Origin of the sequence: Devosia sp., from assembly GCF_028290435.1 — a bacterium.
Lineage (GTDB): Bacteria > Pseudomonadota > Alphaproteobacteria > Rhizobiales > Devosiaceae > Devosia.
This window is the reverse complement of sequence record NZ_JAQGJV010000066.1, coordinates 1-19,650: the sequence shown is the minus strand read 5'-3', so window position 1 is coordinate 19,650 and position 19,650 is coordinate 1. Positions and strand designations below refer to the sequence as shown.

Here is a 19,650-nt window from a genome sequence, read left to right as displayed (position 1 = left end):
AGATCGAAGGCCGCGAGCCAGGCACTGTCATGCGAGGTCACGACGACCGGGCTGTCGCCAACCTTGACGCCGTAGCGGTTGAGATAGCTACGCGCAGAGCCGGCCAGCATGACACCGGGGCGATCATTGCCATCGAACACCAGCGGCTTTTCGATGGCGCCCTGAGCCAGCACGACCTGCTTGGCGCGGACCTTCCACATGCGTTCGCGCGGCGTGCCTTCGGGAGCCGAGGCCAGATGATCGGTGATACGCTGGCAGAGGCCGACGAAATTCTGGTGATAGTAGCCAATGGCCGTGGTCCGCGGCAGCAATGTGACATTGGCCATGCCGGCCAACTCGTCCAGGCTGGCCTTGAGCCAAGCCCAGCCGGTCATGCCATCCACGCCGGCATCGGTTTCCGACAGCAGCGAACCGCCCAGTTCGGCCTGCTCATCGACCAGCAGCACCTTGGCGCCGCTGCGGCCAGCTTGCAACGCCGCGGCCAGACCAGCCGGACCCGCACCGACCACCAGCACGTCGCAATGCGCGAACCGGCTGGCATAGGTATCGGGATCGGGCACCGTCGGCGACTTGCCGAGGCCTGCCGTTCCACGGATGATCGGCTCGTAGACCTTGTTCCAGAAAGACTTCGGCCACATGAAGGTCTTGTAGTAGAAGCCGGCCGAGAACAGCATGTAGAGCACGTCGTTGATCGCGCCGACGTCACGCTCCAGCGACGGCCAATGGTTCTGGCTGATGGTCTTGAGGCCCGGCGAAATCTCGATGACCGTGGCGCGGGTGTTCGGCTCGACGCGGCCCGGGCCGTGGTCGATGCCGAGCAGCGCATTGGGTTCTTCCGAGCCGGCCGAGAGGATGCCGCGCGGGCGGTGATACTTGAACGAGCGGCCAACCAGGTGCACGCCACTGGCAAGCAGCGCCGAAGCGACCGTGTCGCCCTCAAAGCCCCCATAGGTCTTGCCGTTGAAGGTAAACTGGACCGGCTTGGTGCTATCGACGCGGCCCTTGCCGGGAATGCGGAAAGTGCTCATGAGCGCGCAGCCTCGAGTTCGGCCTCGTTAGGGCGTGGCAGCCCGGCCTTGTAGGTCATCACGAACTTGTCGGTGACGGTGTCACGGACCGCATTGAAGAAACGGCCGCAGCCATGCATGTGGCGCCAGCGTTCGTAGTGGATGCCGCGTGGATTGGCGCGGATGTAGAGAAAATCGCGCCACTCGTCGTCCGTCGTGGCCGACGGGTTCTGCGGGCGGGCAATGTGGGCCTGGCCGCCATAAGTGAATTCCACCTCGGGGCGCTCGGCATTGCAGTAAGGGCAGCGGATCAGCAGCATGGCATGCCCTCCTAGTGCGCGACGGCTGCCGCGGCAGCCTCGTCGATCAGCCGGCCGGTGGTGAACCGCTCGAGCGTGAATGGTGCGTTGATGGGATGGGGTTCATCGCGGGCGATGGTATGGGCGAAAACGTGGGCCGAACCGGGCGTAGCCTTGAACCCGCCAGTTCCCCAGCCGCAATTGACATACAGCCCCGGCACCGGGGTCTTGCCCAGGATCGGCGAGCGATCGGGCGTCACGTCGACGATGCCCCCCCATTTGCGCAACATGCGCATGCGCGTGAACATCGGGAAAATTTCGCAGATGGCGGCGACGGTGTGCTCGATCAGCGGCAGGCCGCCGCGCTGGCTGTAGGACACATATTGGTCGGTACCCGAGCCGATGACCAGTTCGCCCTTGTCGGACTGCGAAATGTAGGCGTGCACCGTGTTGGACATCACCACGCAGGGGAAGATCGGCTTGACCGGCTCGGACACCAGCGCCTGCAGCGGATAGCTTTCGAGCGGCAGGCGGACGCCGGCGGAGTCCATCACCACCGAGGTATTGCCGGCGGCCGAGACGGCGACCTTCTTGGACTTGATGAACCCGCGCGCCGTATCGACGCCGATGACCTTGCCCGATGCATCGCGGCGAATGGCGGTGACCGGACAGTTCTGGATGATATAGACGCCGCGCGCGGTCGCGCCGCGCGCATAGCCCCAGGCCACGGCATCGTGGCGGGCGACCCCACCGCGACGCTGCAGGGCGGCGCCCATGACGGGGTAGCGTGCATCGGGCGAAATATTGAGCGGCGGGCAGAATTCCTGCGCTTGCTCAGCGGTCAGCCATTCGTTGTCGATGCCGTTGAGGCGGTTGGAGTGGACATGCCGCTTGAAGCTCTGCACATCGTGTACATTATGCGCCAGCATCATCACGCCGCGCTGGGAGAACATGACGTTGTAGTTGAGCTCCTGGGTGAGACCTTCCCAGAGTTTCATCGAATGCTCATAGAGCATCGCGCTTTCATCGTAGAGGTAGTTGGACCGGATGATCGTGGTGTTGCGGCCGGTATTGCCGCCGCCGAGCCAGCCCTTTTCGATCACCGCCACATTGGTGATGCCGTGTTCCTTGGCGAGGTAATAGGCGGCGCCCAGCCCGTGGCCGCCCGCGCCGACGATGATGACATCATACTCGGCCTTGGGCTCCGCATCGGGCCACTGCGGCTTCCAGTTCTTGTTGCCCGTCAGGGCATTGGCCAGCAGTGACGGAAACGAAAAGCGGGTCATTGCTCACCTCGGACGACAGACTTGGGGTATCATTGCGACATCGCAGCCGGCAAGACAGGACGTTTGCGTCAAACTGGAGTAGGCAAACGACAGGAGGACTGCGACAGTCAGGCCAGTTCGAGTTCGCGCGTCTTGCCCGACGTTTTCTTGCGGACTTCGTGCGGCGTGCTGTCGAAGCGTTGGCGGAACATCCGGCTCAGATGCGACGAGTCGCAAAAGCCGCATTCGACCGCAATGGCGGCAACGGATTTGTCGGTGGTCTCGATCAGGTGGTGGGCCAAAGTCAGCCGGATTTGCAGGAACGCCGCCTGGGGGGAGGCGCCGAGGGCCGCGCGGAAATGGCGTTCAAGCTGGCGCTTGCTGTTGCCCATGCGCCGCGCCAGTTCGGTCACCGACAGCGGATTGTCGATGTTCTGCTGCATCAGCAGGAGCGCGCGCATCACCATCGGGTCGCGTGTCGAAATCCCCATGGGCACGCCGGGCTGTGGCTTTTCAGGCCGCAGCGCATCGTCGATGATCATGATGTGGAGGCTCTTGCTGGCCTGGGCACGGCCCACATGCTTTTCCACCAGATAGGCCGCAAGATGGGCCGAACTAGCGCCGCCCGAACAGGTCAGCCGGGCACCGTCATCGATGAATATCTGGTCGGAGACGGGGTCGAGTCCGTCGAACTGTTCGAGAAAATCGGCGTGGTGAAACCAGCTGACGCAGCAGCGATAGCCTTTCATCAAGCCGGCCTTGTGCAGCAGGAAACCGCCGGTGCAGACGCCGACCAGGGGGATACCGGCTGCGGCGGCCCTTTCGAGATAGGCCGTATATTCGGCGCCCAGGCCTGACATGTCATCCATGACGCCGCCGATGACCACGATATAGTCGAACTTGGTCGGGTCGCCGAGCCGCTCATTGGGCTGCACGGTAATGCCGCTGCTCGACGGCACGGCGTTCATCGTATCGGACAACACAGTCCAGCCGCACATGATGGGTCGGCTGCGATCGCCCTCGTCGGCGGCAAGGCGCAGGACGTCGACGAAATTGGCGAATGCGCACAGCGTGAAGCGCTTGGCAAGGATAAAGCCTACCGAAAGGCGCAGGCCTTCGGGGCGCGGCCTGAAGGGTTTGGCAGACGTCGCATTTGTCCGGTTACCGCCCGTCCTGACGTCCATCGCATTCCCCCGGATATTCATACCGTCCATGTCGTATCGCTAATCCAAGATTGACGCAAACGTTCTGGGCAAGCGGCAAAAAGTGTCGCAATGCTCCCTGCAAGAGCGTGAGAATGGATTGCAAATGAAAGTCTTGGTGCCCGTCAAACGCGTGGTCGACTTCAACGTGAAAATCCGCGTCAAGGCCGATGGTTCAGGCGTCGACCTGGCCAATGTGAAGATGTCGATGAACCCCTTCGACGAGATCGCCGTCGAGGAAGCCATCCGTCTCAAGGAGGCCGGCAAGGTCACCGAGATCGTGGTGGTTTCCATCGGGCCGGCCCAGGCGCAGGACACGCTGCGCACGGCCCTGGCCATGGGCGCCGATCGTGCCATTCTGATCAAAGTCGATGGCGTGGTGGAGCCGCTCGCGGTCGCCAAACTGCTCAAAGGCGTGGTCGAGGCGGAAGCGCCGCGTCTGGTCATCATGGGCAAGCAGGCGATCGACGATGACGCCAACCAGACCGGGCAGATGCTGTCGGCGCTGCTGGACTGGTCGCAGGCGACCTTCGCCTCCAAGCTCGAACTGGGCGACGACAAGGCCGTGGTGCTGCGCGAAGTCGATGGCGGACTGCAGTCCATCGAGGTGTCGCTGCCCACCATCGTCACCGCCGACCTGCGCCTCAACGAGCCCCGCTACGCCTCGCTGCCCAATATCATGAAGGCCAAGAAAAAGCCGCTAGAGGAAAAGACCGCCGCCGATTACGGCGTCAACGTCGAGCCGCGGCTCAAGGTGCTCAAGACCGAGGAACCCGGCACGCGCAAGGCCGGCATCAAAGTCGGCAGCGTCGCCGAACTGGTCGACAAGCTGCGCAACGAAGCCCGCGTCATCTGATCCCGAGCGAGGACACACACATGGCTATTCTGCTTCTCGCCGAACACGACAATGCAACCGTCTCCGAGCTGACAGCGCGTGCGCTGACTGCCGCCAGCCAGATTGGCGGCGATATCGATATCCTGGTGGCCGGCAAGGGCGCCCAGGGCGCCGCCGACGCGGCCGCCAAACTGGCAGGCGTGCGCAAGGTGCTGCTGGCCGAGAGCGATGCGCTGGAAAATCAATTGGCCGAGCCGCTGGCAGACCTGATTGTTTCGCTGGCGGGGGGCTATGACGTGTTCGTGGTGGCCGCGACCACGACGGGCAAGAACGTGTTTCCGCGTGTCGCGGCCCTACTCGACGTCATGCAGGTTTCTGAAATCGTCGAAGTCATATCGCCCGATACCTTCAAGCGGCCGATCTACGCCGGCAACGCCATCCAGACCGTGCAATCGATCGATACCAAGAAGGTCATCACCGTCCGCACCGCCGGCTTTGCTTCTGCGGGCAGTGCAGCGGCAGTTTCGGTCGAAGCGGTGGCGGCGGTTGCCGATCGCGGGCTTTCGGTCTTCCTTGAAAACAGGATGTCCAAAAGCGAGCGCCCCGAGCTGGGTTCGGCCCGGGTGGTCATTTCCGGTGGCCGCGCCCTGGGCTCGTTGGAGAAGTTCCGCGAGTTCATCCTGCCGATTGCCGACAAGCTCGGCGCGGCCGTCGGCGCCTCGCGTGCGGCCGTCGACGCAGGCTACGCGCCGAACGACTGGCAGGTCGGACAGACCGGCAAGATCGTGGCGCCAGACCTCTATATTGCCGTCGGCATCTCGGGTGCCATCCAGCACCTGGCCGGCATGAAGGACGCCAAGGTCATCGTCGCCATCAACAAGGACGAAGACGCCCCGATCTTCGCAGTCGCCGATTACGGCCTTGTGGGTGACCTGTTTGAGCTGCTCCCCGAACTCGAGCGCCAGCTCTAGCGCCAATCCGACTGGAACCCACGATGACCGAGCATAAGTTCATCCTGAAACTGACCTGTCTTGACCAGAAGGGCATCGTGGCGGCGATAACCACCGCACTGGCGGCGCATGGCGCCAATATTCTTGAATCCAACCAGTTCTGCGACCGCCCCACCAACCAGCTGTTCCTGCGCATTGCCTTCGCGGTGCCGCTGACGACGACGCGGGACATGCTGGAGCTGGCCCTCAAGCCGGCCGTGGATCGCTTCGACATGAAGCTCAAGATCGAGGATCTGTCGCGCCGGCCCAAGATCATCATCATGGTCTCCAAATTCGATCACGGCCTGCTGCACATCCTCTACCAGATCAAGGTCGGCTGGCTGAATGCCGAGGTCGCGGGTGTCGTGTCCAACCACGAGGATTCCCGCGCTACCACCGAGCATGAAGGCATCCCCTTTCACTATTGGCCGGTGACCAAGGACAACAAGGCCGAGCGCGAAGAGCAGCTCATCGCGCTGGTCCAGGAAACCGGCGCGGAACTGGTCGTGCTCGCGCGCTACATGCAGGTTCTGTCGAACGACCTGTCGAACCGCTTGTTCGGCATGATCATCAATATCCATCACTCCTTCCTGCCCAGCTTCAGGGGCGCAAAGCCCTACCACCAGGCCCACGAACGCGGCGTGAAGCTGATCGGCGCGACAGGCCATTACGTGACGCCCGATCTCGACGAAGGCCCGATCATCGAGCAGGAAACCGAGCGCGTCAGCCACGCCATGACCACCGAAGACTTCGTCGCCGCCGGTCGCGATATCGAATCGCGCGTGCTGGCTCGCGCGGTGAAGTTTCACCTTGAGGGCCGGGTCATGCTCAACCATCATCGGACCGTCGTCTTCACGCAGTGATCGCGATTTCTCGACCTCGCCCAGCAATCGGAGTGAATTCAAATGGCACCGTTTCCCGAAAAAGCACGGGTCGTCATCGTTGGGCTGGGCGGGATTGTGGGCGCTTCGATTGCGCACCATCTCGTCGAGCGCGGTTGGGACGATATCGTGGGCATCGACAAGTCGGGCATTCCGACTGATATCGGCTCGACCGCCCATGCATCCGACTTCTGCTATGCCACCAGCCATGACTTCCTGAGCTGCTGGACCACGCTCTATTCGATCGATTTCTTCGACAAGATGGGCCACTACGCCCGCGTCGGCGGCCTCGAAGTCGCGCGCGTCGGCGATGATGCCCGCATGGACGAGATCAAGCGCAAGGTCGCATCCGGCAAGGCCTTCGGCACGCGGGCGCGGCTGATCGATCCGGCCGAGATCAAGCAGAAGATGCCGCTGGTCGAGGAGAGCCTGATCCAGGGCGGATTGTGGGATCCCGATGCGGGTCTCGTCATTCCGCGGTCGCAGACGGTTGCCGGTAAGCTGGTGGACCAGGCCGTGGCCGCCAGCAAGCTGCAGAGCTTTGCCAATACTTCGGCGCGCTCGCTCGTTATCGAGGACGGCCGCATCAAGGGCGTCGTCACCGACCGCGGCACCATCATGGCCGACCATGTCATCGTCTGCGCCGGTCTATGGGGTCGCCTGATCGCCGAGATGGCCGGCGAGGACCTGCCGGTCATGCCGGTGGATCATCCGCTGACCTTTTTCGGCCCATATAACGAGTTTGCCGATACCGGCGCCGAGATCGGCTACCCGCTCCTGCGCGACCAGGGCAATTCGGCCTATCTGCGCGACACCGGCGATCCGAAGTCAGCCGAAGGTGGCCAGATCGAGTGGGGCTATTACGAGGAGAACAATCCGCGCCTGGTACATCCGCGCGACCTGCTCGAAAAGGAGCAGGCCCGCCTGTCTCCCTCGCAGCGCGACCTCGAAATGGAGCAGGTGATCGAGCCGCTCGAGCGCGCCATGGAGCTGACGCCGATCCTGGGCGAACTCGGCTACAACGAGGGCCACTCCTTCAACGGCCTGCTCCAGACTACCACCGATGGCGGCCCCTCGATGGGCGAGAGCCAGAAGGTGCGCGGTCTTTGGTACGCCGTGGGCATCTGGGTCAAGGATGGCCCCGGCATGGGCAAGCTCATCGCCGACTGGATGACCGATGGTCGCACCTCGATCGACCACAACAAGATCGATTACGCCCGCTTCAGCAGCTTCCAACTCGAGGAGAAATTCATCGAGGAGCGCTGCACCGAGACAGCGCGCAAGATCTACAATCCGCCCGTGCATCCGCGCGAACCCTTTGCCGGCGGCCGTGGCATCCGCCGCTCGCCATTCCACGAGCGCGAGAAGGAGCTTGGCGGCTACTTCATGGAGCTGGGCGGCTGGGAGCGAGCGCATGGCTATGCGGCCAACGAGCACCTGCTGGAAAAGTATGGCAGCCGCGTTCCAGTGCGTGAGAACGAATGGGACAACCGCCACTTCTGGCGCGTGTCCAATGCCGAGCATCTCGAACTGACCGAGAATTGCGGCATCATCAACCTCTCGCACTTCGCCATCTGCGATATCGAGGGACCCGATCACGTCGCGCTGATGGAGTGGCTCTGCGCCGCAAAAATCGGCGGCGACGCCAATATCGGCAAGGGCATCTATACCCACTTCCTCGACGACGAGGGCATGGTCCGCGCCGACTTTACGATCATCCGCATGGCCGACCGCATCCGCATGGTCAACGGCGCCGACGCTGGCCCCCGCGACTATCACTATATGCGCCGCATCGCCCAGGATCGCGGCCTCGATGTCACCATTACCGATGTCTCCGAGAAGTACATCACCGTCGGCATCTGGGGCCCCAACGCCCGCGAGAACCTGAGCAAGCTGCTCGAAGACCCCAGCGTCCTGCTGCCGGAAAACTTCCCCTTTGCGGCGATCAAGCCGCTGACCATTGGCGGCAAGTCGGTCACCGCCTTCCGCATTTCCTATGTGGGCGAGCAGGGCTGGGAACTGCACATGGCCTACGACGATGGGCTTGCCGTCTGGGACGCCTTGCGCTCGACCGGCGTCATCGCCGTGGGCGTCGAAACCTATGCCAATACTCGCCGCATGGAAAAAAGCCTGCGTTTGCAGAACGCCGACCTCCTCACCGAATACAACCTGATGGAAGCCGATCTGGCCCGCCCCAAGGTCAAGGAAGCTGATTTCCGCGGCAAGGCCAAGCACATCGAATACAAGGCGCGCGAGCACCAGCCGGCCATGCTCTGCACGCTGATCATGACCGAAAATGTCGACAGCAAAGGCGTCGCCCGCTACCCAGTCGGCATCATGCCGGTCATGGACCCAGCGACGGGGGAAACGCTGGTCGACGCACTTGGCCGTCGCTCCTTCACCAGCTCTGTCGCCTATGGTCCGACCATCGGAAAGAATATCGCCCTGGCGTATCTGCCATGGGACTACTGCCAGGTTGGCCGGGAACTGACCCTGGAATATTTCGGCGAAACCTACAGCGGCGAAGTCGCCAGCGTCGGCTACAAGCCCCTGTACGATCCCGAAAACCTCAAACCGAGAAGCTGAACTTTTGCTGCCATCCCTGGCCTGTGGTGGCGTCTCGATTTCTCTTCTTTGGTCGATCAACACTGCGACCGCAGGCAGGCTTGCTGTGTTGCATCAGGTCGGTACGGCCTTGGTTTCGTCGAACCACGCGCCCGCCGCTATCGTCCGATCGAATGCCATTGGTGGGAAGGCTGAGGCCGAACGACCGCTGCAGGTGAACGGAGATAGCCATGAACACCGCCAACCTGCAGCTCGAAGGCCTCTTGATCGCCATCGCCTCGCTGAACGACCTTCTGGTCACCAAGGGTATTGTGCATCGCGAAGAGGTCGCCCATGCCATGGATGTCGCGGAACAGACTGTGCTGGGCGATTACCGCACGAAGGAGTTGGAGCCGGCACGGCGGGATGCCATTGCGTTTCCAATTATAGGCGTCGGCAGCTTTCGCGGATGATTAGTTCTGGTACGAACTCACGCACGGCCATGGTTGGTTGTGACTTGTTGAGGATTTCCTCGAACAATTGTTCGATTGCGGTTTGGGCCATCTTGGCTACCGGCGCCGCGACGACCGTGGGTGGCGGGTTCATGATGTTGGCATAGTCGAAATCGTCGATGCAGATAACCGAAACGTCTTCCGGTACCGACAGTTTCAGCTCGCGCAAAGCATTGAGCACGCCAAGCATCATCATGTTGGATAGCGCGAAAATGGCCGTGGGGGGTGCGGGGGCACGCATCAAGGCGAGTGTATTGTCGTGCGCCACGGCCTGCAGGAATTTGCCGGTGATCTGAAGGTTCGGATCGACCGGCACGCCGAACGCTGCGTGAGCCTCCAGATAGCCTTGGAGGCGGTCTTCACCGGTAATGATATTATCGCGGCCCGTGGTGACGGCGATGCGACGATGGCCCAGGCCCAGCAAATAGTCGGTGGCAAGGCGCCCTGCCCCCACATTGTCCAGCTTGACCACGTCATAGGGCAATCCGTCGACATAGGAATCGAGGAGCACCGTAGGCACATGGATTTCGCCGGCTAGGCGGGCGCCGTGGGTAGCGTCGGAGCGGGTGGGAATGATGATAAGACCGGCGACGCGTTGCGCGCGCATCATCCTGAGAATCTGCCGCTCGCGATCGAAATCCTCGTTGGTAGAATAGACGGCGGCCATGTATCCGGCCTCGAGGCACACGGATTCAACCACCCGTGCAACGTTGGCAAAATGCGGGTTGGTGATGTCGGGCAGGATCAGGCCGATCAGCCGCGACTGGCCCATGCGCAGGCTCTGGGCGGCGGCGTGGGGCACATAACCAATATCGCGCACCGCCGCTTCAACCTTGGCGATCACCTCCTCGCTGACCGGCGCCGAACGGTTGATCGCTGCAGACGCCGTCGAGATCGCGACGCCGGCATGCTTCGCCACGTCCTTGATGGTGGCCACGCTTCCCCCAGATCGTCCTTGCGCACCCCCTTGTCAGCGATGCTTTGAAATGCTGTTATACGAAACGTTTCGTGTAAGCAAATAGACTGTCGTGGCATCGTCGGGAACCAGAGCCGCGATTTTTTTGACTACACGAACGAAACGTTTCGACCGGAAAACCGGCGAGGCGGCATCGCGCCGGGAGTGCGCACAGGGAGGATGACAATGCTGACTATTTCACGGCGCAACCTTATGCTGTCGACCGCGGCGATTGCCGCAGGAACCGCGCTTGGCCTGCGCGGCGCGCTGGCGCAATCCGATGAGGCGGGCACATTGCAGCTTGCCGCGTTTGGCGGCGATGCCGAAGCGACCGCCATCGGTCATGCCATTGAGCGCTTCAACACCAAATACCCGAACATCAAGGTCGAACTCTCGATGGATCCGATTTCCTCGGGCTGGGGCGACTATGTGACCAAGGTGCTGGGTCAGTTCAATGCCGGCGCACCGGCCGACGTCTATGGCACCGCGATCGAGAGCTTCCAGGCCCTGGCCTCGCGCGACATCTTCATCCCGCTCGACGATCTGGCCAAGTCCGAGGAATTCGCCGATATCGCGCCAAGCCTGATGGAACAGGGCAGCTACAAGGGGAAATCGACCTACATTCCCATCGGCTGGAACAACATCATGATCAACTACAACCGCGACCTGTTCGACAAGGCCGGGGTTGCCTATCCCAAGGACGGCAAGTGGACCTGGGACGAGTTCCGTGAGGTCGCCAAGAAGCTGACCATCAAAGACGCTTCGGGCACCGTCACCCAGTATGGCTACGAAGTGCCAAACCAGAATTTTTTCATCCAGCCATGGTTCTTCTCCAATGGCACTGGCGTGCTCAATGCGGACTGGACCGGATCGAACATGCTCGATCCCAAAGTCGCCGAGAGCCTGCAGTTCCTGCACGACATCATCCATGTCGATGGCTCGTCGCCGATTCCCGCCAGCGGCCCGGACCTGGGCAATCAGTTCTTCGCCGGCCAGATCGCCATGATCAGCCGCGGTCACTGGATCGTCCAGAACGCCAAGACCAATGGCATGAACATGGACGTCGCCATTCCGCCGAGCAAGGAAACCAACTCCACCGTCATCGGCTTCGGTGGCTATGCGGTGTCCAAGACGGCGGCGAAGCCGGAGATCGCCAAGGCACTGGTTGCCGAACTGACCAGCGCCGCGACGCAGATCGAGGAAGCTATCGGCGGCGGCGGATTGCCGAGCCGCCAGTCCGCATCGACCAATCCCGATATCATGGCCTTCCCACCAAGCGCCGCGCTCTACTACGAGACGCTTGCCGATACCAAGGCGGTGCCCTCCCCGGCCAACTTCCAGGAAGTCGAGAAGATCGTCATGCGCTACTACACCTCGATGATGGCCGATGAGGTCAGCATCGCGGATGGCGTCAAGCAGGCCCATGATGAGCTTGAGGCATCGTTTGCCCGGCTCAAGGCTGCCGGCTGATCCTCAACAAAGGCTCTGCCCGAGCCCTGTCGACCCGCCGCGTGCAAGCGCGGCGGGCTTGAACAAGCGCTGCCCAAACCAGGCAATTTCGCACCGCGGACTGCGGCGATAGAGTTGCCGCCTCAGGACAACGAACCGAACCGGCTGGAATGACCACCACCCACCCACGCACCTCCGAGCTGCAACGCGCCCAGACAAGGATGGGGTATCTCTTCGTCCTGCCGTCGACGCTGCTTTACCTGACCTTCGTGCTGGCGCCCGTGCTGGTCACAGTGGTGCTGGCATTCAGCCACTTCGACCCGCTGCTGGGCTCGCGCTGGGTGGGTTTCGAGAACTTTACGCGCTTCTTCACCGATCGCCGTTCGCTGCAGATTTTCTGGAACACGCTCCGCTTCGCGCTGTTCGCGGTCACCTTCAATGTCAGCGTCGGGCTGGTGCTGGCGGTAGCATTGAACCGGGCCATGCCGGGGTGGCTGCTGTATTTCTTCCGGCTGTCGTTCTTCCTGCCGGTGATCATCGCCACGGCCTTCGTCGCGGTCGTATGGAGCTACTTCTACGGCGATGATCTAGGCGTGATCAATTATTTCCTCCGTCTGGTCGGGCTGCCCAATGTGCGCTGGCTGACCGACAGCAAGAACGCCATGACGTCGATCATCATCATGGACGTGTGGAAGAATACCGGCTTCTTCATGGTCATCTTCATTGCCGCCTTGCAGGGCGTACCGGCCAACATTCTCGAAGCCGCCGAAATGGATGGCACGCCGCCCTGGCGCCGCTTCTTACGCATCACCCTGCCATGGATTTCCCCGGTAGTGTTCTTCTGCATTGTCTATGCCTCAATCGGGGCGTTGCAGGTGTTTGAGTCCATCGTCATCCTGACCCAGGGCGGGCCTGGCGATGCGACACGCTCGCTCTCCATTCTGATCGTCGAGGAGGGCTTCGGCAGCTACGAGATTGGCTATGCGGCCGCCATTTCGGTGGTGATGACCGTCATCATCCTGATCATCACCGCCATCCAGCAACTCGCCTCACGCCGGCTGGTGCAGCAATGAGCATGATGCAAACCAATACGGCCAAGCGCTGGGTCGATTGGGCCATCATTGCGGTCATGGCGCTGCTCGCGATCGGCATGCTGCTACCGTTTTTGTGGCTTATCGCGACATCGTTCCGCAGCGTGTCCGAGGCCTACAAACTGCCGCCCAGCTTCTTCCCGAACAATCTCGATTTCGTCAACTACGCCAAGGTGCTGGCGTCTCGGGTGCCGTTCCTGCAGATCTACTACAACTCGCTGCTGGTCGCTCTGGTGGTCACGATCGGCCAATTGGTCACTTGCACGCTGGCGGCCTTTGCCTTTGCCCGGCTCAACTTCCGTGGCCGCGACTGGCTGTTCATCGCCTTTCTGGTCGGGCTGATGTTCCCGGCCCAGGTCACCATCCTGCCGATCTATCTCGGTTACGCCAAGCTTGGTCTGCTCAACCAGCCGATCGGCCTGGCGCTGATGTACCTTACCTCCAGCTTCGGCGTGTTCCTGATGCGCCAGTTCATGCTGAGCCAGCCCAAAGCGCTGGAAGAAGCAGCGTTGATGGATGGCGCCGGCTACTTCAAGATTTTCTGGCGCATCTCGCTACCCCAGTTGCGTCCCGCCCTTTCGGCGCTCGGCATCATCACGTTCACCCAGACCTGGAACTACTATTTCCAAGCCAAGGTCTTGCTGGGCAAGAACGAGGCCATGACCCTGCCCATCGCCATGGACGTGCTGCGCGGCTACATGGCCGCCGGCAACCTCTCGGTGGTGATGGCGGCCATGAGCATGGCCGTGCTGCCCGTTATCCTCCTCTTCCTCATCGCCCAGAAATTCGTGATCGAAGGCATCACGATGTCGGGCATCAAGAACTGACTTTTTAGGGACTTCGAATTCCATGTGGGACGACCTCGCCGCCATCGACCAGCGCTTCGCCTATACGGGCGAGCGCACCAAATATCTGGCCTTCCCACTCGGCGGCATCGGCTCGGGCGGCTTTTCCATCTCCGGCAGTGGGCGGCTAATCGATTGGTCGATCCGCAATCGCCCCGGCATCCAAGGCTATAACGGCTATTCCCACTTCGCCATCAAGGCGGAGAAGGATGGCCAACTGGTCGATGCCCGCGTGCTCAACGGCCCCTATGACCTGAACCCCTCCGGCGCCCCTGCCGTGCGAAAAATGTTCGACGGTTTCGGCCACGGCGCCAACCGGCAGACGCTGGTAGGCGTACCACATTTCAATGAGGTCGAGTTCTACGGCCGCTTTCCGACCGCCGACCTCGTCTACAAGGACGAGCGGTTTCCGGGCGATATCCGGCTGACGGCGCTATCGCCGTTCATTCCGCACAACGACCGCGACAGCTCGATGCCCGTCGCCATGTTCGAGTTCGAGATCGTCAATTCGACCGCCGACGAGCTGACCTACACGCTGGCCGGGACGCTGGGGAACTACCTCTCCAATTCCGGGACGCACACCTTCAAGCAGCAAAACGGCATTTCAAGCCTGCATCTGACGTCGTCCGACACCGACCTGCCCCAAACGCAGCAGGGCGACCTGACCATCGCCACCGATGCCGAGGACGTCGACCACACTGACCACCATTTCCGCGGCCAGTGGTTCGATGACCTTGCCGTCTACTGGAAGGAATTCGCCCGCCCCGGCCGCCTGCCAAAGCGTCACTACGACCAGCCGCGTGCCTCCAAGCATATGAGTATGCAACCCGAGCACGGCACGCTCGGCGCCCGCGTTACCATCGCCGCTGGTGAACGCAAAACCGTGCGCTTCGTCATCTCCTGGAGCTTTCCGCATGGCGACATCTATTGGGCCTATCGCCCCAAGCCTGATGGCGTAATTCCCGACAAGGCCACACCGAGCTGGAAGAACTTTTACGCCACCCAATGGGCCGACTCCACCGCCAGCGCCACAGACGCGCTGACCCGCTGGGATAATCTGACCGCCCAAACCACCGCCTTCCGCGACGGCCTGTTCGGAACCACCCTTCCCAGCGAGGTCAAGGATGCCGCCAGCGCTACGCTCGCGCTGCTCCGCACGGCCACCGTCATCCGCCTCGAAGGCGGTGAGCTGTGGGGCTGGGAAGGCCAGCACACCCAGGACGGGTCCTGCGAGGGCAGCTGCACCCATGTGTGGAATTACCAGCAGGCGCTGTCACACTTGTTCCCCGCACTCGAACGCACGCTGCGCGAGACCGAGTTCAAGTTCAATCAACTGCCCAGTGGCGGCCTGACCTTCCGCCAGAAACTCCCTCTCGGCTCTAGCTTCGATATCATCGGCCCCTGTGCCGATGGCCATTTCGGCGCTGTGATCAAGACGTTCCGCGACTGGAAACTCTGCGGCGACACCGATTGGCTCCGCACCTGGTTCCCCCACGTCAAGCGCGCCATCGAATATGCCTGGAGCGACCAGAACCCCGATCGCTGGGACCCGAACCAAACCGGCATCCTGTCCGGCCGCCAGCATCACACACTGGACATGGAACTGTTCGAGCCCAATTCCTGGCTCGCCTCAATGTACGTGGCCGCTCTCCTCGGCGCCGCCGAAATGGCCAAGGCCGTGGGCGATACCGACTTCGCCGATAAGACCGCCCGCCTCGGCAAAGCTGGTGCCACCTACATCAACGAGCATCTGTTCAACGGTCGCTGGTTCATCCAGAACATCGATCTCTCGGACAAGTCCGTGCTCACCCCGTTCGATGTCGGCCGCACCGCTGGCGTGCTCGCTGATGGGTTCATGGAAACCTACTGGTCCGACGAGTTCTCCGAAGCCAAATACCAGATGGGCGAAGGCTGCATCTCCGATCAGATCCTCGGCCAATGGCATGCCGAAGTGGCCGGCATCGGTGGCTTCCTCGATGTCTGCAAGGTCAAGACGGCACTGACCTCGGTCCACGCCAACAACTTCCGACCCAACCTGAGCAATCACTTCAATCCCGGTCGCAACTACGCCTTCGAGGACGAAGGTGGCCTGCTGATCGCGACCTATCCCGAAGGCATTCGCCAGCCCATGGTCGCCGCCCCCTATGCCGAAGAGGTCTGGACCGGCATCGAATACATGTCGGCTTCACACCTGATCATGCATGGCCTGGTCGAGGAGGGCATGGACATCGTGCGCGCCGCCCGCAACCGCCATGACGGCTCGCGCCGCAATCCCTGGAACGATATCGAATGCGGCTCGTATTATGCCCGCTCGATGTCGGCCTGGCAGTTGGTCAACGCCTTCTCCGGCCTCCACGCTGACTTCGTTTCCGGCAAGCTCAGCTTCGCCCCACAGACCAGCGGCGACTACCGCCTGTTCTGGTCGGCCGGCACTGGCTTTGGTACGCTCACCCGCAAGGGCGACACGCTCAGCTTCGAAGTCCTCGGCGGCTCGGTCAAACTGACCGAACTGTCGGTGGCCGGCTTTGCCTCCAAGATCTTCGACAACCGCGCGGTGCTGGCCGTCGGCGCCACTCAACAGATCCAGGCACTCTGATGGCCGGTATCGAACTCAAAAGCGTCCGCAAGAGCTTCCAGGGGCTGGAGGTCATTCACGGGATCGACCTCGACATCAAGGATGGCTCCTTTACCGTCTTCGTCGGACCCTCCGGCTGTGGCAAGTCCACCTTGCTGCGCATGATGGCCGGACTGGAGGGGGTCACCGCTGGCGAAGTGCAGATCGACGGAGCCCGCTGTGATCACCTGCTGCCCTCCGCCCGCGGCATGGCCATGGTGTTCCAATCCTACGCGCTCTATCCGCATATGAGTGTCGTACAGAATCTGAAATTTGGCCTGGAAAATCAAAAACTCGCCAAGTCCGAAATCGATGCCCGCGTCGCGAAGGCTGCCGAAATCCTGCAAATCGAGCACCTGCTCGCCCGCCGCCCCAATCAGCTCTCGGGCGGCCAAAGCCAGCGCGTCGCCATTGGCCGTGCCATCGTCAAGGAGCCTAAGGCGTTTCTCTTCGACGAGCCCTTGTCGAACCTCGACGCCGAATTGCGCATCAAGATGCGCGGCGAACTGATCAGCCTGCACAAGCGGCTGAAATCGACCATGGTCTATGTGACCCATGACCAGGTCGAGGCCATGACCATGGCGGACACGATCGTCGTTCTCAACGAAGGCCGCGTTGAGCAGGTGGGCTCGCCGGTGGAGCTATACGCCCGCCCGTGCAATGCCTTCGTCGCCAGGTTTCTGGGCGCACCGCCGATGAACATGCTCAAGGGTACGATCCGACGGAACGGCAACGTTCTCGCTGTCGTGCTTGGCGACGGCACCAGCATCCCGCTCCCCGGACGCCAGATCGAACTGGCCGATCGCGATGCCGTAACGCTGGGCATTCGGCCGGAGCATGCCGTAGTCGGTCGTGGGGACCTGAAACTGCGCGTCGAGAGCACCGAGGTGCTCGGCTCGCAGACCATCATCCATGCGGCCCTCGCGTCAGGCGAGCCCTTCACCGCCGCCCTGACCGGTATTCGCAGCACGCAATCTGGGGACACTCTGAGCATAGGGTTCGACGAGGATTTCGTGCACCTGTTTGACCCCGCCGGTCACGCAATCGGCGCCTCGGAAAACTGGCGCGCGGCCTATCTGACCTGACAGGACCAGCGGCTCCGCTCTGCACGAGAGATAAACGGTCCGTCCCGTCGTACCCGACTGCCCGTAATTATGTTTGAAAGCCCACGACTGCGGCCAGCACCAATACCATTGCCTACTGCATGATACGGCTATCGACATACTGCTTTATGGCAGCGACCCCACTAGGTCCTATCGATGATTTGGGCACCCTTCCAAGCCTCGAAATCGTCGAGATGGCGTGCCTCGGTCATGGGGTAGAGGCCAAGGATTGATGCTCCGCCCTGAACGCGTTCGAGGACGAAGTCTTCGTAGTCCGTCATGGACACTGCCTCGTCGGCGACCTCATCGACGATGGCACGGGGAATGACCACGACGCCTTCGCCATCGCCCACGAGGATATCACCGGGCCAGACCGCAACGTCGCCACAGCCGATGGGACCGTTGATGTCGAGTGCCTGGTGCAGGGTCAGGTTGGTCGGGGCCGAGGGGCGATTGTGATACGCAGGAAACGGCAGGGCTCCGATCTCGGGACTGTCGCGAAATCCGCCGTCAGTGACAACGCCCTCCACGCCCCGCACCATGAGGCGCGTGACGAGGATCGAGCCGGCCGACGCCGCCCCTGCATCTTTGCGGCTGTCGATGACTAATACCGAGCCGGGCGGACAATCTTCCACGGCCTTGCGCTGCGGATGAGCGCGATCGCGAAACACTTCGATGGGGTTGAGGTCTTCGCGCGCCGGGATGTAGCGCAGGGTGAAGGCCGGCCCCACCATGGTCTTGCCCACCTGCCCTACGGGCCGCACATCCTGGATGAACTGGTTGCGCAAGCCGCGCTTGAACAAAGCCGTGCAAAGGGTCGCCGTGCTCACCCCGCGCAGCTTGTCGCGCGTCTCGTCGCTGAAATTGGCTGTGGTCGTCATGTCGGGTCCTTTCACGCTACCAGCGCGGCACGCGCCGCTCATAGGCAGGGTCGAATTGCTTCATGTATGCGGTGTCGTCGCGATCGGAGACGCCGCCGGTTTCATAGAGCGCCGCCAGCTTTGCCAGCTTGTCCTTGTCCAGCGATACGCCGAGCCCCGGCCCTGTCGGTACGGCGAGGGCGCCATCCCGGAAGGCAAAGAGCGGGCCTTCGAGGATGTCGATGGCCGTCCAGGGATAGTGCGTGTCGCAATCATAGCCCAAGTTTGGCGTGGCCGCCGCGACGTGGGCCATGGCCGCCAGGGTAATGCCGAGATGGGAATTGGAATGCATGGAGACGCCCAGTTCGAGCGCCTGGCAGAGCTTGCCCAGATGGGTGGCAGCCCGCATACCACCCCAATAGTGATGGTCCGACAGTACGATTTTGACTGCCCGCTTGCGATAGGCTTCGGCGATCTGGTCGAATTCGAGCACGATCATATTGGTGGCGAGCGGAATCGAGGTAGCCGCCGCCACCTCAGCCATGGCGTCCATGCCGATGACCGGGTCCTCAAGATATTCGAGCACGCCTTCGAGTTTTTTGGCGATGTATTTTGCCGTCTCGACGGTCCAGCCGCCATTGGGATCGATGCGCAGTGGGTAGTCCGGAAAGGTCTCGCGCAGCTTGAGCATGGTCTCGATTTCAAGGTCCGGGTGCAGCACGCCGCCCTTGAGCTTGAGCGCCTTGAAACCGTGCAGGCTAACGAAGCGGCGGGCTTCTTCGACCATCTGGTCGGGGGTCAGCACCTCGCCCCATTCGTCGGGAGATTGCCCGAGATGGCCGGCGAATTTGAAGAAGAGGTAGGCGCTGAAGGAGACACGGTCGCGCACAGCGCCGCCGAGCAGGTCCGAGACGGGCCGGTTCAGCACCTTGCCCTGGATATCCATGCAGGGAACTTCGAAGGCCGAGGCGACGACGTCGGTCACCTTGTGATCTGCCACTGCCGACTTTGCATTGATGCCGCCGCCGTCCGGAATGGCGGCCAGCACCCGGGCGTGCAGATCATGCAGGTAGAATGGATCGAGACCCACCAGCGCCGGCGCAGCGCGGCGCAGACCGGCCAGGGCCTTGATGCTGCCATAGCTCTCGCCGAGGCCGATCGTGCCGTCGTCGCAAACCAGCTCGATAATGGTGCGCAAC

17 protein-coding genes are annotated in these 19,650 nt (G+C 62.1%); 10 read left to right on the top strand and 7 right to left on the bottom strand.

Features of this window, described 5'->3' with window-relative positions:
- The 4 genes from JWP26_RS14650 to JWP26_RS14635 all read right to left on the bottom strand — a co-directional run.
- Window positions 1–1,028, bottom strand: a 1,028-nt coding sequence (locus tag JWP26_RS14650; protein WP_299729079.1) for a 2Fe-2S iron-sulfur cluster-binding protein, incomplete at its 3' end; no start/stop codon positions are given.
- Window positions 1,025–1,327 carry a sarcosine oxidase subunit delta gene (locus tag JWP26_RS14645; RefSeq protein ID WP_299729076.1) on the bottom strand — a complete coding sequence of 101 codons (303 nt, stop codon included), beginning with the start codon at window positions 1,325–1,327 and terminating at the stop codon, window positions 1,025–1,027. The genes JWP26_RS14645 and JWP26_RS14650, both read right to left, overlap by 4 nt.
- Window positions 1,328–1,338: 11 nt before the next feature.
- Complete coding sequence (locus tag JWP26_RS14640) at window positions 1,339–2,592, bottom strand: sarcosine oxidase subunit beta family protein (protein ID WP_299729073.1); 1,254 nt, start codon at window positions 2,590–2,592, stop codon at window positions 1,339–1,341.
- 107 nt (window positions 2,593–2,699) lie between these two features.
- On the bottom strand, window positions 2,700–3,755 hold the full coding sequence (locus tag JWP26_RS14635) for a GlxA family transcriptional regulator (protein WP_299729070.1): 1,056 nt from the start codon (window positions 3,753–3,755) through the stop codon (window positions 2,700–2,702).
- Between the two features lie 124 nt (window positions 3,756–3,879).
- Here JWP26_RS14635 and JWP26_RS14630 point away from each other — a divergent pair, with 124 nt between their 5' ends.
- The 5 genes from JWP26_RS14630 (at window position 3,880) to JWP26_RS14610 (ending at window position 9,495) form a co-directional block, all read left to right on the top strand.
- Window positions 3,880–4,629: an electron transfer flavoprotein subunit beta/FixA family protein gene (locus JWP26_RS14630; protein ID WP_299729067.1), complete on the top strand. Its 750-nt coding sequence runs from the start codon at window positions 3,880–3,882 to the stop codon at window positions 4,627–4,629.
- A gap of 20 nt (window positions 4,630–4,649) precedes the next feature.
- Window positions 4,650–5,579: an FAD-binding protein gene (locus tag JWP26_RS14625; protein ID WP_299729065.1), complete on the top strand. Its 930-nt coding sequence runs from the start codon at window positions 4,650–4,652 to the stop codon at window positions 5,577–5,579.
- Window positions 5,580–5,602: 23 nt separating this feature from the next.
- On the top strand, window positions 5,603–6,460 hold the full coding sequence (gene purU, locus JWP26_RS14620) for a formyltetrahydrofolate deformylase (protein WP_299729064.1): 858 nt from the start codon (window positions 5,603–5,605) through the stop codon (window positions 6,458–6,460).
- A gap of 42 nt (window positions 6,461–6,502) precedes the next feature.
- Complete coding sequence (locus tag JWP26_RS14615) at window positions 6,503–9,064, top strand: FAD-dependent oxidoreductase (RefSeq protein ID WP_299729062.1); 2,562 nt, start codon at window positions 6,503–6,505, stop codon at window positions 9,062–9,064.
- Between the two features lie 209 nt (window positions 9,065–9,273).
- A complete protein-coding gene (locus JWP26_RS14610) occupies window positions 9,274–9,495 on the top strand; it encodes a hypothetical protein (RefSeq protein WP_299729059.1) in 222 nt (73 codons plus the stop codon).
- Here the strand turns inward: JWP26_RS14610 and JWP26_RS14605 are convergent.
- On the bottom strand, window positions 9,467–10,471 hold the full coding sequence (locus tag JWP26_RS14605; RefSeq protein ID WP_299729056.1) for a LacI family DNA-binding transcriptional regulator: 1,005 nt from the start codon (window positions 10,469–10,471) through the stop codon (window positions 9,467–9,469). The two genes, JWP26_RS14610 and JWP26_RS14605, sit on opposite strands and share 29 nt — an antisense overlap.
- A gap of 204 nt (window positions 10,472–10,675) precedes the next feature.
- Here JWP26_RS14605 and JWP26_RS14600 point away from each other — a divergent pair, with 204 nt between their 5' ends.
- From JWP26_RS14600 to JWP26_RS14580, 5 genes are all read left to right on the top strand, one after another.
- Window positions 10,676–11,959: a sugar ABC transporter substrate-binding protein gene (locus JWP26_RS14600; RefSeq protein ID WP_299729053.1), complete on the top strand. Its 1,284-nt coding sequence runs from the start codon at window positions 10,676–10,678 to the stop codon at window positions 11,957–11,959.
- A gap of 149 nt (window positions 11,960–12,108) precedes the next feature.
- Window positions 12,109–13,011 (top strand): carbohydrate ABC transporter permease, encoded by a 903-nt coding sequence (locus JWP26_RS14595; protein ID WP_299729050.1) that lies wholly within the window; start codon window positions 12,109–12,111, stop codon window positions 13,009–13,011.
- Entirely contained in the window at window positions 13,008–13,856 is an 849-nt protein-coding gene (locus JWP26_RS14590; RefSeq protein ID WP_299729048.1) for a carbohydrate ABC transporter permease, read from the top strand. The genes JWP26_RS14595 and JWP26_RS14590 overlap by 4 nt, the downstream gene beginning before the upstream one ends.
- 22 nt (window positions 13,857–13,878) lie before the next feature.
- Window positions 13,879–16,470, top strand: a complete 2,592-nt coding sequence (locus tag JWP26_RS14585; protein ID WP_299729045.1) for a GH116 family glycosyl-hydrolase — start codon at window positions 13,879–13,881, stop codon at window positions 16,468–16,470.
- Window positions 16,470–17,573 carry an ABC transporter ATP-binding protein gene (locus JWP26_RS14580; RefSeq protein ID WP_299729042.1) on the top strand — a complete coding sequence of 368 codons (1,104 nt, stop codon included), beginning with the start codon at window positions 16,470–16,472 and terminating at the stop codon, window positions 17,571–17,573. Before JWP26_RS14585 ends, JWP26_RS14580 begins: the two co-directional genes overlap by 1 nt.
- Window positions 17,574–17,734: 161 nt before the next feature.
- Here the strand turns inward: JWP26_RS14580 and JWP26_RS14575 are convergent, their stop codons facing one another.
- Window positions 17,735–18,472, bottom strand: a complete 738-nt coding sequence (locus JWP26_RS14575) for a ribonuclease activity regulator RraA (RefSeq protein ID WP_299729039.1) — start codon at window positions 18,470–18,472, stop codon at window positions 17,735–17,737.
- A gap of 16 nt (window positions 18,473–18,488) precedes the next feature.
- The coding region (locus tag JWP26_RS14570) for an enolase C-terminal domain-like protein (RefSeq protein ID WP_299729036.1) at window positions 18,489–19,650 on the bottom strand (1,162 nt) is incomplete at its 5' end.